This window comes from Plebeiibacterium marinum, from assembly GCF_026013615.1.
GTDB lineage: Bacteria > Bacteroidota > Bacteroidia > Bacteroidales > Marinilabiliaceae > Saccharicrinis > Saccharicrinis marinus_A.
Map to the genome: position 1 here is coordinate 1 of NZ_JAPDPI010000040.1, position 15,672 is coordinate 15,672.

Here is a 15,672-nt window from a genome sequence, read left to right on the forward strand (position 1 = left end):
ATGTGCTTAATCAGGTGCAGCTCTTTGATTCGGACAATTTCCTCAAACTTGGCTATGTCACTTGATTTAGGTTTACGGAATTTACTATTAAGGCAGATGCCTCCAATAATTCCAATGGTTAAGGCCAAGGTTGGCAACAATAATTTACTCTTCATAGTAAAAGTGGTTTTAATTTTTGTTATTTGATATATTCACTATCTGTTTTATTATAAATACAATATTTTACAAAAATACGTAACTCACTGATATAGGCATTGCTGCAACTTGCAGTAAGGTTTCCCCAACCAGGGAAAGTCTCCTGCAACTTGCAGCAAGGTTTCCCCAGCTGGGGAAAGTCTCCTGCAATCTGCAGCAAGGTTTCCCCAACCAGGGAAAGTCCCCTGCAATCTGCAGCAAGGTTTCCCCAACCGGGGAAAGTCCCCTGCAATCTGCAGCAAAGATTCCCCAACCTGAAAAACCAACTGCCAATCTGAAACAATTTTTCTGATAATTGTAATCAGCATTCGTTAACGCACTCTGTATATTTTGTATAAAAAAAACGACTATAATATTTCTACTCACAATTATACTAAAGTATTTTATTAAACAGAAAAATTACATCTTGCTCCCAATCCCCCAAAATACGTTGTTTAATTAATACAGAAATAACACACACACCTTATTGCACACAAAATCACCTCCCAAAACAACGCATTATCACCCAAAACACTCTTATCAAAACAATTAATCTTTTCGTCAGTGTTATTTTATCGTTAATCACAAGTAAAGAACCTTTCGTCATTCAAGTAAATTATTTACTTTTTTTGTTATTTGCAGCATCATATATTTGCAATGCATTTTAATTAAATCTACACAACATCATTTTTATGTTTACAAACATCAAACTGCGACATTTGCGAAACCATGAGTTTTACACTTTCAGTTACAACCTTTGCAAAGTCGTTGAAGACCATGACCCGGTAAAGCTACAAATCGAAGCACCTTACCAACAATTTAAACAAACTCAAACCGTCCTTTCAGCTATATACAAACCTGAAAAAGGAAGTGAAATAACTGCACTTCTACAGAAAAAAGATGAAAAAAGGGACAATTCAATTACAGGTATCACACATTACGTAACCGCATTCACCTATCATTATGATGAAGAAAAGCGTAGTGCTGCAAATACCTTGAAACATCACCTGGATTCATATGGTAGTGGCATTGCCCGTTTAAATTACAGTGCAGAAACCGGGGTGCTTACAGACATTATTGAAAAATGGAAACACACAGAGAAGTATGTCAATGCCGTTAATGTTTTAGGCATACAAAATTGGATTGACGTTTTAGAAAATGAAAACATTGATTTTGATAACACTTTCTTAAGCCGTGTTAAAGAATCTTCTGAAGCATCTGAGTTAAAAGTAAAAGAAATCAGGGATGAACTAGTAGTTAAACAACAAACTCTTCTTGATCACATCAGCGCTTTTGTTACAATCAAAGGCAAAGATGATTACGAGGCACTTATTAAGATGATTAACAAATTATTTGACCACTACAACAAATTACTTAGCTCTCGCAAACATACTTCTGACGACAATGAGAATACTGATACTGAAAACATCAACAACCAGGAATCTAACGTTATAGAAGATATTAAAATAGAAAATTTAAATTAACAAAGACTATTAACCCGTAGATTAAAAATAAAATGCACCGGCTGCCCTTGGGCAGCCAATTTCTTATAAAAAATTAAGATCTATAGAAAGGCAAAATGTACCGCACCTTAATGTCGCAGGTTACTGCTGGCAAAAAGCACGGTGGCATAAACGAAGTTCAGGGCGTTAGGTTTGACCTGAAAAAAAGCGAGATAGCAAACCTGGAAAAGATGGGTCTGATACCCATGGTGAACGAATACGGAAAAGTAATGGCTTTTTCGGCCAAAACGCTGTTTAATGGCGACAACATGGGACTTCAAACCTATTCGGTGGTGAGGGTTTTTGATTATGTTACAAAAGTTATGATGGACTTTTTAAACAGGCGGGCATTTGAAAACTTTAATGCCAAAACCAGAAAAGAACTATTAGGGCAGATCATCAGGTTTTTAGACACCATTTCAGGCCCCGAAAAACTAATAGAGAGCTTTACAATTAAACGGTTTGAGCAAGATCCGGTTCAAAAAGACAAAGTGCACCTTGATATTCATATGAGACCATTTTTTCCGGCCAAAAATTTTATGATAAAAATGGAAGGACAAAAAGGTGATGATGGAACAGACTGGGATAGCGAGTACCAACAAGCTTAAGCAATAAACATAAAGAAAATTTGGATTTAAGCACAAAGGGTAGCATTTAAAATTATTCAGGACAGCTTTGGAGGTCTGCATATTTTGTAGTTCGTTTTTCCTGCAGGCCTCCATTCTTCCTGTTTTTACAATACTTTTTGCTCACAAAAAACTTAAAACCTATTCAAAACAATTCTGAATTCTTTAAAAAACCCATCAATGCCTTTCATCGAAATTGCCTGATGGAACAACATCAATATTCATTAATTAAATGGATACCCGGCATTCCTTTGCCTGTATCCTTGTATTAACTAATAAAACATTTAAAAAAAATGAGATTTTTTAGATTGGCAACTTATGCCTCAGCCCTAACTATGTTTCTAATATTTTCATCGTGTGGCGATGATATAGAAAGCACAAAACTTGAAATGGAAGATTTTAATCGTGCAACCGTAAAGCTATATGCTTACGCAGACTTAAACCTGATTACAAGTGGATACGAAACAGCTCCTGAAAAAACGCCTATACTCATTAGTGCTCCTTATTCAGATTTCAACCCGGGTGCCCCGGGCGTTTGGACAGACACTGCATTTATTGATTCAAATGGCAGTATTGAAGTTAGCGTACCTGTTTCGAGCAGAGGCGCAACCTATACCATTACCCCTTTTGATTTTGAAGCAATTCAAACACAAGAAATAAACTCAAACAATGCTCAGATTCAGAAAATCTATTCATCAACAGCAACAACAATCAACCTTCTTCCTATGTCGTACGAAATTGTAGAACTCAATTACACCAGCAAATTCTACAACAACTACAGCGAAACCGTTAGTATTAATTTATTTATAAATGGAGAATTTAACCAACTGACTACAGGATATGAATATTTACCCAGCGGAATAGCCTTAACCATCCAAGGTTCTTCACTATGGAGTTTAACCGTTTCAAACTTTGAATCCACTATGATTGGTACCGAATCTTACAGCAAAACATCAATCATTGTAAAAAAAGGGGAAGATTTAAAAATTCTGGGTTTTGATTACAAAAAACTATTAAGCAACGGCACCTCTGATAGTTATACATATTTCAAAAACTACATAGGATCATTCAGCACCCAAGATCAGGATATCATTATCCACCTGGATGACAGGAAAAATTTTGAATAACATCAGAAACTGTATAAAACGAAAAAACAATGCATAAAAGTACAATTGTTGCAGCTTTGGCACTGCTATTCACGTGCAGCATTATGGCACAAAACAATACCATACAAAACAAACACGGCATTGCATACCTCCCCCAGGCCTACGACTGGGCAATAGGTGCCGATGCCAGCCCATATTTAGAATATCTTGGAAACTTATTTAATGGCACAGAGAATAACGAACTCGATTTAGGTAATCAAAACCTGTATTTCAGGTATTACATCACCAACAAATCGGCCATTAGGATAAACCTTAGTATTGGAAATAGTACTAACAAGGAATTCTATTACATAAATAATGAGGCCAATATTGACCCGTTAAATATGTACAATATGGTAGAAGATATGAAAAAGACCCAAAAAAACAGCTACAGCGTGTTAATAGGTCTTCAAAAATCAAGAGGGTATGGAAGACTAAAGGGATTTTACGGTTTACAAGTGGGCTACCAATATAGCAAAGAGAGTATTTTTTACGAATATGGAAATGCTTTTAGTGCAGCAAATCAAACACCCGGTAACTACTGGGATTTTGAAACAAGCAGACCAACAGAAATAAACAAGGGAAAATCAAATGGAATTACTGGCGGAGGCTTTGTTGGTGTTGAGTTCTATATACTCCCCAAAATATGTATTGGAGGGGAATGTAGTTTAATGTATACCAAAACCTGGCAATCGCAAAGTTATAGCACCTTTGAACAATGGAGCAACGACCGTGTAATTTCGGTTGACATACCTGAAACACCCGGCAATAAAACCTCTAACCTTGAAACAGCCCGTCCGGCAACTTATAGTGGCCTGTACCTGATGTTTCATTTTTAAAAACTTGTGTAGTGTTGTTTAGCATCGCCACTGCCAGGCAGGGCGGTGCTTTTTTTATATTAATCATGAACAAATGAGCCCCACAAATAAGTAATGATAAATCGTTCGGCGTATGCCTCTGGCTACGTCGCAGTACATAAGGCCTCTGGCCTGTATAATAAAACAACAAAGCCTCTAGTAGGCGCAGATCTGCGATCCGCGCTAGCAGAACTAAAAGGTTATTTTTTCTTTTTTGTAAAGTTTACGGACTGACCCTTACCTATTTCGCTGAGTATATCTATAGTTGTCAGCCCTATGTTTTTGCTTTTGGCAATATACGAAGATAGCGCTATCCCATAAATTCCGGTATTATATAAAGGCATTATATCTTCAGTAGTAATACCTCCAATGGCAATAATTGGGATGTCAGTTTTGTTAGTATAACATTTTGAAACAATGTCCATATAACCTTTAAAATCCAATACAGGACTTAAGTTTTCTTTGGTTTGCGTAAAACGAAATGGTCCAAGCCCAATATAATCAACCCCTTCAGAAACGTGTTGCTGAATATGTTCAAATGTATTGGCCGTGGCACCAATTATTTTATGTTCGCCAAGTTGTTTCCTGGCTTCAGAAACTGAACAATCATTTAATCCCAGGTGAACACCGTCTGCATCAATTTTTTTTGCAATATCCACATAATCGTTAATTATAAAGGTGGCATTGTGCTCCATACAAATGCGCTGGCATTTTAGGGCAATGGATATTATTTCTTCCTCCGTTTTATTTTTCAACCTTAGCTGTACCCAGTTGCCTCCTCCGGCACAATACTCCTGAACCTGTTGTTCAATAGGGATTTCAGTATTTTGGAAAGTAACAAAGTGTAAGCGGCCTATATATTTGTTCATTGATATATTTTTTATGCAATAATATTAAATCCTTATAAAAGAACAGAATTCATCTGATGAAAAAAAACACTGACATCATCCATTTTTTCTGAAATGCTACAAAAATCCCAAAAGCCCCCCAGGATAGCAGCTCCATAAAACCCGGCCTGTTTCACTTTATAAATGTTTTTATGGGTTATACCGCTAAGGGCAACCAGTTTCCTGTCTGGATTTTGCTTTGCGAATTTCAATATATCCTTCATTAAAAAAGAATTGCCTCCATAGCCAGGCTTTGAGGTGCTTGCAAATATCGGACTCAGAAAATAATAATCAAACACAGATGGTAAATCTGTTATTTCATTTAACCCATGTGTGGAGATACTCTTTGATCCGGGAAAGGATTCATAGTTTTTAATTAAATGTTGGGTGTGCCTGTTAAAATGCAATCCTTTAATATCAAACTCGTTGCTTAGTTCTAAATGATTGTGCACAACTATCTTGTTGTGAAGCGAGGCGGGAATGGCTTTAAGTAATTTCCTCACATTATCTACTGAAGAATCCGGTTTTCGTAAATGTACAGTTGCCAGCTCATTGCTTAATAAATAACTGATAATATCAGCCTCATTGGGTACCGTAGCGGGATGTGTTATGATATAAAACTGCATAATAAAAAAAAGCTGCCCAAAGATAATTCTTTTCGGACAGCCCTATAATTTATCAAATAATATTTCAAGTGTTATTTAGTAACCTGCAGCACTTCGGATATCATCTTTTCCATATCCTCTTTTGGCCTAAAACCCATTACAGCCTTGGGCTCCCCGTTTACCGGGATAAACACAATGGTAGGTAAACTTCTGATCCCAAACATTGCAGCCAATTCTTTCTCATTGTCAGTATTTATTTTAAACACCTGGAGTTTGCCCTTATATTCCTTTTGAAGATCATCCAGAACCGGAGCCAACATCCTGCATGGCCCACACCAATCAGCATAAAAATCTAAAATAGCAGGAATTTTACCTTCGTATTTCCATTCCTTGTTTGCATCAAAATCGTAAATATGGTGTTTAAACGATTGTTTGCTAAGGTATATCACGCCACTGTCATTATTGCCAGTTCCTGTTTCCTTTGCCTTTACTTCGCCAGAGCAAGAAAAACCCGTTAAAAGAAAAAGGGCAGTTAATGTTGAAATCAGAAAATTATTCATAATTGCAAGTATTAGTCCATATTTACTTTCAATACATCTTTAAAGGCCTTTTTCAATGTGTCTTTTGGCAATGCGCCCTGTGCCATTTGCGGCTGACCTTCACTAGGAATAAAAAGCAATGACGGGATGCTTTGTATCCCAAACATTCCCGACAATTCTCTTTCCGCTTCTGTATCTACCTTGTAAATATCAATTTTGCCATCGTATTCTTTCGAAAGCTCTTCTAAAACCGGGGCTATTGCCTTACATGGCCCACACCAATCAGCATAAAAGTCAATTAAGCAAGGTTTGTTGCCTTCAAATTTCCAGTCTTTGTTGGTTTCAAAATCAAACACTTTTGTTTTGAACGTTTCTTTAGTTAAGTGCTCTAACATGATTATAATATTTTTAATTAATACTCAAATATCGACTTTACAAATATATGTATAAATGTCGATATATCCATATCAAAGTGTGTGCCAATAATTATTTACTGACAAAATTGGAGTATTTATTGATTTACCGGAAGTCCAAAACTAAAAACAGAGCCCCTACCCGATTGGCTTTCCACATCAAAGCTTCCCTGGTTGTGCTTAATCATTTCCATTACAATTTTAACACCCAATCCCTGGCCTTTTTCTTTTTGGGTTCCTTTGGAAGTGTAGTAGTCAAACGGATTTTTAAGGCGTTTTATCTGTTCACTGCTCATACCCATACCCGTATCCGTAACCCGGGTTACCACAAAGCCGTTTTCTTTTTTTAGCGAAATATTAATCTCATCTTCCGGGTATGAGTATTTAACGGCATTAACCAACAGGTTTCTGAAAATGATTTCCACCATCAACGGATCAGCCCAAACACTTGCACTATCGCAGCCTTTTAGCACACACTTAATCTTTTTTTCATCGAGCACATGGGTTAGTTCTGTTACTACATTGGCATATACATGGCACAAATCAGTTATTTCGGGGTTATAGGTTATGGAGCCCAACTGAGCCTTCGACCAGGTTAGCAACCTGTTCATCATATTCGACAGGTTCATGGCCGAATCGAATATTTTATTATTATACATCTGGCGGGTTTGGCAATCAATATCCTCACATTGCAACTTCATCAACTCCGAAAAACCCAGTATGGTATTCATTGGCTCCTTTAAGTCGTGGGCCACTATCGAAAACAGCTTATCTTTAGTAGCATTTAGCTGCTCAACCTTTTCTTTTTGCTCACTAATTTTTGCATTGGCACCCAACAAGTGCTGTGTTTGCTGGTTTAAGCGTTCATTTTTTTCCCTTATCTGAAAAACCATTGATTTTTGGCTGGCGAGCGAATGGTCAAAAACCTTTTTTATTTTATAAATGGCGATACAATATATTGATATAACAACTGCATTTACCACAAAATGATCGGACAAAAACGAGTTATTGGAAAGCATTGTTACGTAGAACAGGTGCAGATTGATCAACAGCCCAAAAATTAAAACATGGATTTTCCCACCTAAAATACCTATCAGGGGCAAAAGCATAAACATATATATTATATCGAGGATAAGCGTTTCGAGCATTGAGTCGTGAAGATATCCCATGCCCAACACCATATTAAGGAAAGCCGTGTATGCCACAATAACAAAACCCGTTTCAATGGACATTTTTTTACGGTATACCAAAACTGACAATATGGCAAGAATCAATATACTTGCCACTTGCAAAAGCTGTATCTGCCAAATATCGTATGCTACCAGATAATATAATTCAACAAATAAAACCGCAGTGGTAACAACAAGTGTTGCTGCCACCTTTATCCTGGCAAAGGTGTCTTCTACATTAACCATCACATATCACATTTTCCAATATAATGTTAGCAAGAAAAATCCAACGTCTTCCCTCCACACACCCTCTGACTCTCCCGAATAAAAGTTCGGAACAGGCTCTAAAGGGAGAACCATCAACTCGCATAGAGCGAGGGATTTCCCATTTAGGGGTTAGGGGTGAGCGGTTGGAGCTTTAACTATTTCAGGAGTTTTCTTGCTGATACTAAATAACAATACAGTGTAAAAACGAAATTGTTTCAGAAAAAATGTATTAAAACAAAAAAAAGGAGCAATTGAATATTGTATTCACATACTCAAATATTCGCAATAAAAAGTTCGTGGATTTATATAGTTTATAAAGTTCGTAAAGTTTTTAAAGTTTATAAAGTCACAAGGTTCTTAAAGTTATAAGATTGAATAGCTGGAAATATTTTACTATACAGAGAAACTTACAGATTACAAGTGATAGGACTAACTAATCCCCATCCCACCACCTTTGGCGGTGTACTTCCCCTTAACTTCAATGTTAAAGGGAAGAGTGATTCCCGCCAAGCTTACTATTTGTAAGTTGAGAAAAAACAGATAAGCTAAAGCGAAGCGTCCTATCAGCTAAAGGCGCAGCCGTCCTACTAGCAATTTACCACCAGCTATATTCCATTTCGCTCATTAACCTTTACTCGTTTTAATAAATTTAAAACATATTTCACTCAGTAATTATAGTTTATAAAGTTCGTAAAGTTTATAAAGTTACAAGGTTCTTAAAGTTATAAGATTGAATAGCTGGAAATATTTTACTATACAGAGAAACTTACAGATTACAAGTGATGGGACTAACTAATCCCCATCCCACCACCTTTGGCGGCGTACTTCCCCTTAACTTCAATGTTAAGGGGAAGAGTGATTCCCGCCAAGCTTACTATTTGTAAGTTGAGCAAAACAGATAAGCTAAAGCGAAGCGTCCTATCAGCTAAAGGCGCAGCCGTCCTACTAGCTATTTACCACCAACTATATTCCATTTCGCTCATTAACCCTTACTCGTTTAAATAAATTTAAAACATATTTCACTCTGCAATAAATGCTTTGAGTAAAACAGATAAGCTAAAGCGAAGCGTCCTATCAGCTAAAGGCGCAGCCGTCCTACTAGCTATTTCCCTAATACTTCCAAGGCTTACGCTTTTTTACTTGTTTCACCATTTTTGCAAAATCCTTCCCTTTTTGCCGTTTCTCAGCTTCGGTATAACTGTAATGTTGCGCTTCGCGCTGCATTTTCAGAAAGTTGTTATAGCTGTCACGATCAATTTCACCATTTTCGAGTGCCTCTAACACGGCGCAACCATCTTCGTGCTGATGGGTACAATCAGTATACTTACATTGTTTGGCAAGGGAAGTGATGTCTACAAAAGTGGTTCCTAATCCGGATTCGGCATTAGTAATGCCCACTTCACGCATACCAGGGTTGTCGATTAAAACACCACCCCTGAGCAATATAATTAACTCGCGATGCGAAGTAACATGCTTCCCTCTTTGCGTTCCAGAACCAATAACACCTGTTTCCATTACTTCGCTACCCGACAAGAGGTTGATTAAACTCGACTTGCCTACTCCGGAAGAACCCAGGAAACAATATGTTTTGCCTGATAGTATCAATTCCTGCAAATCGGATATACCACTTTGGCTTAAACAGGAAGTTGTGATAACAGGAACATCGGGAATCCTATTGTTTACTTCTTCAACTAATTCACGCAAGATGTCTGTATCAATCAAATCCGCCTTGTTTAAAACCAATATGGGAGATATCCGGGCTTCGAAACACAGAGTAATATAACGTTGGAAACGGTTGATGCTGAAATCACGGTTAACTGATTCTACAACAAAAGCATAATCCACATTGGCTGCAATGGGCTGTGCTGTTGCAGCTTTACCCACAGCTTGACGCTTTAAAATATTTGTCCGCTTTAAAATATGATGGATAAATACTTTGGCATCGTCATATTTTGTAATGGTAACCCAATCGCCTACAACGGGAAAATCCTCCCTGTTTTGAGCAGTAAACCTGAGGGTTCCGATTACTTCGCCCTCAAACTCGCCATTGTGGTTTACCAAACGGTAACGCTCTTTATGTTCTGATGTTATACGGGCAATTTCCCAATCGTGTAGTTGCTTTTCTTTTAGGTAATTTTCGAATGATGAACTAAAACCCAACTGGATTAAGATATTATTATGAGTTGTCATGATATTTTTGTTTGATATAAAAAATGAGCTAATTGTTTTATAGCGATATACAATCTCACTGACAGGTGCTTTTAAGCACTTCAAAATAAATATGATGAAGGAATATAGGGTAAAAACACCTGTCGCTTATACCAGCTCCGGATACCCGATTATAGGAATATGTAATGAAGTTTTAATCATCCGTTACAAAGATAAGGAATATTAGTGAATTGCCAATAGTGGAGGGTGAAGGGCTGAGGGCGGAGAGCTGAGAGCGAAGGGCGAAGGGCAGAGAGTGAAGCGAAGTGCGGAGAGCGAAGGGCAAAGGGTGGAGAGTTTGTTGCTTAGAGCGGATACCAATAGCAAAGGGCTCATTATTGACGGCTTTGTTTGCGTTAAGGATTGAAGCGGATACCCCACAGCGTTATTTTGCAAAGTAGTTTTTTTAGATAAAGTTGAAATCGGGCATAAACAGGATTTGCAGATAGCACAGGGAGCGAGGAGTATGAGCGGAAAGCCTGACCCGAGCAATGGTTTTTGTGCTTAAGAAAATGTTTATACCGAGGGGAACGCCCAACTAATTTTTATATGTTTACGGTTGAAAAAATATTTTGCCATGAGAAAATATACTGTTGTTTGCTTGTTGTTTATATGTTCTGCTCTATTTGCCCAAAAGCATGAATACCTTAAAAATGAAATTACAAGGGTTGCGTTTCAGCCTAATTGTATTGATGTGAATAAGGATAACACCAAATTGCTGATTGGCGGGGAGAATAAAATGGTGGCGGTATTTGATCTGGAAAAGATGAAAATGGAACAGGAATTTGAGGCACACTACCAGGCCGTAATGGATGTGAGGTTTTCGGATGTTTATGATGGGTTTTATTCGTTGGGAGATAAGAGTTTTAAGTTGTGGCTTTGGGGTGCCGGGGAGCCTGAAAAACTTTATAAAGGGAGCCATACCTTTATTACTGATATGGGCATGACTGCCAAAGAGGATTTTTTTGTGGGTGGATCATACGAAAAGCGTTTCAGATGCTGGAACAATACCCAACCGGAGGAACCTGTGGTTATTGATACAGACCAGAAAAAGAGTGTGGTTTCGGTTGCAGTAAGCAACAACCACTTGATTGCTGCCGGATCGCTGGATTCGACCATTGAACTATGGGATGGGAATTCGGCTACAAGGACAGGTAAAATCCTGGCGCATTCAGGCCCCGTGTGTTGCTTGCAATTTATTGATGAGGGTAAAAAACTATTGTCGGCCTCGCACGATGGCTATGCCAAATTATGGGATATTGAAACCACCGAAGCACTGAAGGTTTACGGGGGACACACCCAGCCCATTAGCAATATTGACATAAGGAATGATGAAAAATTTTTGCTTACAGCAGCCTATGATAATACTATTGGCTTATATAATATAGCTAGCGGTGATTGCATCTACAGATATCGTTTTCATAAAACACATGTGCTGGATGTGAAATGGAATGCCAGTGGAACAGGCTTTTACTCGTGCGACAAGGATGGAAACATTGTGGAATGGGAAGTTCCGAAAAAGGTGTTTGTAGATTTTTATTTTGCCAAAGAGCTTCAAAAGGAAATGACAGATAGTAAACTGTTTTTACCCAAGCAAAAGGGTGAGTCGAAAGATGATTATAAAATACGGGAACAAAAGGCTGAGGAATTTAAGCAGGGCCTGATTGACAAGTATTATCAGTTAACAGTGAGCAATATCAATGACAATGAACAATGAACAATGAACAATGACCAATGAACAATGACCAATGAACAATGACCAATGAACAATGACCAATGACTCTAATAACTAAACCAGAAACCAGAAACCAGAAACTAAGCCTGCACTTACCTCCCCCCCTTTCGTCAAACATTTTCTTTGCTTAACTGTTTGGATATTTGTTATGAGTTATAAAATGCATGACGGCATAAATGCCAGATAAAAAGGGCTATGTAGAGATTTTGTTTAAGTATTTAAAATGTGGAATTAATTATTCGAAACGTTGTTTTTATGCTTTACAACATATTTTCTGCTCTTTGGAAACAAATAATTTCCTTTTTTTGTCGTGCTCTTATTTCTGAAAAACGACAAGTATGAAAGATAATAGAATACCGTTTAAAAGGTTTCATGAAAGAAACGAAAGCCTGATTTCGCAATACGACGAAAACTATTATAACAGGCAGCATTCAAAGGGAAAGTTGACTGCCCGTGAGCGCATTGACTTTTTAATGGACAATGGCAGTTTTCGTGAAATTGATGCTTTTGTAAAGCCTCTTGGCAAAGAAGATGAAAAGCAATACGGGGATGGTGTGATTGTAGGATATGGTACAGTTAATGGCAGAAAGGTTTTTGTGTTTGCACAAGACTTTAACTACATGGGTGGATCATTAGGCGTTGTACATGCCCAAAAAATTATAAAAGTACAGGAGATGGCTCTAAAAATGGGACATCCGATTATAGGTTTGATAGATTCCGGCGGCGCAAGAATTCAGGAAGGTGTGGCCAGCTTAGCCGGGTACGCAGGGATTTTTTCGCAAAACGTAAAGAGTTCTGGTGTTATACCTCAAATTTCTGTAATCCTTGGGCCTGCGGCAGGTGGGGCTGTATATTCCCCTGCCCTTACCGATTTCAGGTTTATGACCAGGGACACTTCGTATATGTTTGTTACCGGTCCTGAAGTGGTTAAGGAAGTACTGAACGAAGACACTACTTTTGAAGAATTGGGTGGTGCTGAGGTACATGCAACGCAAAGCGGTGTGGCCGATATGATTTTTAGCGATGAGGAACACACCTTGATGGGAGTTAAAAAGCTGTTGAGCTACCTGCCTTCAAATAATGTAGAACACCCCCCGGTGCTGTCGGTTGAAGATGTGGCTCCAGGGAAAAATGAAAAGTTATCGCTACTTCTTCCTGACGATCCCAACAAACCCTATGATGTGGTGGATGTGATCAAACTGATTGTGGATACAAATTCATTTTTTGAGATAGCCGAAAACCACGCCCAGAATATTGTGATAGGTTTGGCCAGGTTAAACAACCAGGTAATTGGTGTAGTGGCCAACCAGCCTAAAGTAATGGCAGGTTGTTTAGATATTGATGCTTCTAAAAAAGCTGCCCGCTTTGTGCGTTTCTGCGATTCGTTTAACATTCCGCTTTTGGTACTCGAAGACGTACCTGGTTTTATGCCTGGAATCAGCCAGGAACACAATGCCATTATCATGCATGGAGCTAAGTTGCTGTATGCTTTTGCCGAGGCTACTGTTCCAAAAATTACGGTAATACTACGCAAGGCATATGGAGGAGCCTATATTGTTATGAATAGTAAAAATATGGGAGGCGATTTTAATTTTGCATGGCCAACTGCGGAAGTGGCCGTAATGGGACCCGAAGGGGCCATTAAAATACTGAACCGCAAGGAGCTGCTTAACGCCGATGATCCTGAGGAATTGAAACGGAGGCTGATTGCCGATTATAAAGAGAATGTGGCCAACCCATACGTAGCCGATGAAAAAGGTTATATCGATGAGGTGATAGATCCTTCGGAAACACGTGAAGTGATTATCAATGCCTTTGCTTTGCTCGAAAATAAAGTGGAGCACAATCCAACAAAGAAACACGGGAATATTCCATTGTAAAAAACTTTAGTATCAGGTATTAAGTCGCAAGTTTTAAAATATTGTGCCTTTATACTTGAATTTTGATACTGTTACTTATGAAAATAAATTCGATTTTAATAGCGAACCGTGGTGAAATTGCCATCCGAATTGCACGAACTGCAAAAAGGATGGGTATTAAAACTTATATGTTCCTTTCGCACCACGAACCCAATGCATTGCACCTTGCCCATGCCGATGAGGTGATTGATGTATCTGAAAACACCTATATAAATATATATACCAATATCGATAAGCTTATCGAGACTGCTTTAGAATATAAAATAGATGCCATTCACCCTGGATATGGATTCTTGTCCGAAAACCCTTTTTTACCGCGCGAATGCGAGCATAACAATATTGTGTTTATCGGACCTTCTTCTAAAGCTATAGACCAGATGGGCAACAAGGGCATGGCCCGCGACATGGCTCTTAAAAACGACATCCCCGTGCTACAAGGAAGCAAGGGTGTGATCACAACTCTTGAAAAGGCAGAAGAAACAGCCAACGAAATTGGATATCCTATTATTTTAAAAGCGGTTGCCGGCGGGGGTGGAAAAGGGATGCGCGTGGTACGCAAAAAGAGTGAGCTGGCATTGATGTTTAAGCTGGCCACCAACGAGGCAAAATCCCTGTTTGACAACGACTCCATGCTGATTGAAAAGTATGTTGAGAACCCAAGGCATGTAGAGTTTCAGGTGTTGGCAGACAAGCACGGAAACATAATACACCTGTACGAAAGGGAGTGCAGCATTCAGCGTAAGCACCAAAAGTTACTTGAAGAGGCTCCTTCGGCTGCGCTTAACGATGAGCTACGGGCAAAAATTGGAGCTGATGCGGTTAAAATATGTAAAGCAACAAAATATTATAGTGCCGGAACTGTTGAGTTTTTGCTGGATGATGATTTGAACCATTACTTTATGGAAATGAACACCAGGGTTCAGGTTGAACACCCCATTACAGAAGAAATTACCGGGGTAGATATTATTGAACAGCAAATCAGGGTAGCCCAGGATGAAGAGCTGACCCTGAAACAGGAGGATATAACCAAGAGTGGATGGGCCATTGAACTGCGTGTAAATGCCGAGGATGTTCAATCGGGTTTTGCTCCGTCGACCGGATTGATAGAGCAAATGGATATTCCCAATAAAAAATATCTGCGCTGCGATTCGGGATACCAGGCTGGTAAAGTAGTGGTTTCAAGTTTCGACTCGCTGGTGGCAAAACTAATTGTTACAGGAAAAACAAGGGGCGAGGCCATAAAAAATTGTCGTAAGGTTTTAAACGACACCACTATTAAGGGTGTAAAAACCACTCTCCCGTTTTTTAAGCAGGTGATGCAAACGCCTTCTTTTGTAAAGGGAAAATATACTACATCTTTTATTGAAAAAGACCTGGAGCAAAGTTATTATCAGGAGGATAATGAATTATTTGCAGCCGCTGCGCTTGCCATGGAAGCTTATTTAAAGGAACAGGATAAGATCAATTCCGGAGAGTTGAGTTCTAAACCTGTTTCGGCCTGGGCCATGAGCAAGAAGATTAAGGGGTAGGTAGCGGATAGCAAATAGCGGATAGCGGATAGCGGATAGCGGATAGCACGGCTGCGCCTTTAGCAGTTAGGACGCTTCGCTTTAGCTCATCGGTTTT

General features: G+C 38.7%; 14 protein-coding genes. 7 read left to right on the top strand and 7 right to left on the bottom strand.

From position 1 onward, the window contains the following. Positions 1–178: 178 nt before the first annotated feature. Positions 179–478 (bottom strand): hypothetical protein, encoded by a 300-nt coding sequence (locus OM074_RS16230; RefSeq protein ID WP_301201346.1) that lies wholly within the window; start codon positions 476–478, stop codon positions 179–181. 388 nt (positions 479–866) lie between these two features. On the opposite strand from OM074_RS16230, the gene OM074_RS16235 reads away from it, so the two are divergent. The 4 genes from OM074_RS16235 (at position 867) to OM074_RS16250 (ending at position 4,286) form a co-directional block, all read left to right on the top strand. Next, positions 867–1,658 carry a DUF6261 family protein gene (locus tag OM074_RS16235; RefSeq protein ID WP_301201348.1) on the top strand — a complete coding sequence of 264 codons (792 nt, stop codon included), beginning with the start codon at positions 867–869 and terminating at the stop codon, positions 1,656–1,658. Between the two features lie 95 nt (positions 1,659–1,753). Beyond that, positions 1,754–2,284 carry a hypothetical protein gene (locus OM074_RS16240; RefSeq protein WP_301201350.1) on the top strand — a complete coding sequence of 177 codons (531 nt, stop codon included), beginning with the start codon at positions 1,754–1,756 and terminating at the stop codon, positions 2,282–2,284. 311 nt (positions 2,285–2,595) lie between these two features. Next, positions 2,596–3,429, top strand: a complete 834-nt coding sequence (locus tag OM074_RS16245) for a hypothetical protein (protein WP_301201352.1) — start codon at positions 2,596–2,598, stop codon at positions 3,427–3,429. A gap of 29 nt (positions 3,430–3,458) precedes the next feature. Continuing rightward, complete coding sequence (locus tag OM074_RS16250; RefSeq protein ID WP_301201354.1) at positions 3,459–4,286, top strand: hypothetical protein; 828 nt, start codon at positions 3,459–3,461, stop codon at positions 4,284–4,286. A gap of 218 nt (positions 4,287–4,504) precedes the next feature. Here OM074_RS16250 and OM074_RS16255 read toward each other — a convergent pair whose 3' ends face one another. From OM074_RS16255 to rsgA, 6 genes are all read right to left on the bottom strand, one after another. Further along, entirely contained in the window at positions 4,505–5,173 is a 669-nt protein-coding gene (locus tag OM074_RS16255) for a thiamine phosphate synthase (protein ID WP_301201356.1), read from the bottom strand. 32 nt (positions 5,174–5,205) lie between these two features. Continuing rightward, complete coding sequence (locus OM074_RS16260; protein WP_301201358.1) at positions 5,206–5,817, bottom strand: thiamine phosphate synthase; 612 nt, start codon at positions 5,815–5,817, stop codon at positions 5,206–5,208. Positions 5,818–5,888: 71 nt separating this feature from the next. Beyond that, the gene (trxA, locus tag OM074_RS16265; protein ID WP_301201360.1) at positions 5,889–6,356 is read right to left on the bottom strand and encodes a thioredoxin; all 468 of its coding nucleotides are present in this window, start codon (positions 6,354–6,356) and stop codon (positions 5,889–5,891) included. An 11-nt stretch (positions 6,357–6,367) separates the two neighbouring features. Then, a complete protein-coding gene (trxA, locus tag OM074_RS16270; protein WP_301201362.1) occupies positions 6,368–6,730 on the bottom strand; it encodes a thioredoxin in 363 nt (120 codons plus the stop codon). Between the two features lie 116 nt (positions 6,731–6,846). Continuing rightward, positions 6,847–8,163 (bottom strand): sensor histidine kinase, encoded by a 1,317-nt coding sequence (locus tag OM074_RS16275; RefSeq protein ID WP_301201364.1) that lies wholly within the window; start codon positions 8,161–8,163, stop codon positions 6,847–6,849. Positions 8,164–9,294: 1,131 nt separating this feature from the next. Next, positions 9,295–10,374 (bottom strand): ribosome small subunit-dependent GTPase A, encoded by a 1,080-nt coding sequence (gene rsgA / locus OM074_RS16280; protein ID WP_301201365.1) that lies wholly within the window; start codon positions 10,372–10,374, stop codon positions 9,295–9,297. Positions 10,375–10,969: 595 nt separating this feature from the next. Here rsgA and OM074_RS16285 point away from each other — a divergent pair. The 3 genes from OM074_RS16285 to OM074_RS16295 all read left to right on the top strand — a co-directional run bounded on the left by OM074_RS16285 (position 10,970) and on the right by OM074_RS16295 (position 15,575). Next, on the top strand, positions 10,970–12,109 hold the full coding sequence (locus OM074_RS16285) for a WD40 repeat domain-containing protein (protein ID WP_301201367.1): 1,140 nt from the start codon (positions 10,970–10,972) through the stop codon (positions 12,107–12,109). A gap of 356 nt (positions 12,110–12,465) precedes the next feature. Next, positions 12,466–14,007 (top strand): acyl-CoA carboxylase subunit beta, encoded by a 1,542-nt coding sequence (locus OM074_RS16290; RefSeq protein ID WP_301201369.1) that lies wholly within the window; start codon positions 12,466–12,468, stop codon positions 14,005–14,007. A 77-nt stretch (positions 14,008–14,084) separates the two neighbouring features. Then, a complete protein-coding gene (locus OM074_RS16295; protein ID WP_301201371.1) occupies positions 14,085–15,575 on the top strand; it encodes an acetyl-CoA carboxylase biotin carboxylase subunit in 1,491 nt (496 codons plus the stop codon). The last annotated feature ends 97 nt before the right edge of the window (positions 15,576–15,672 follow it).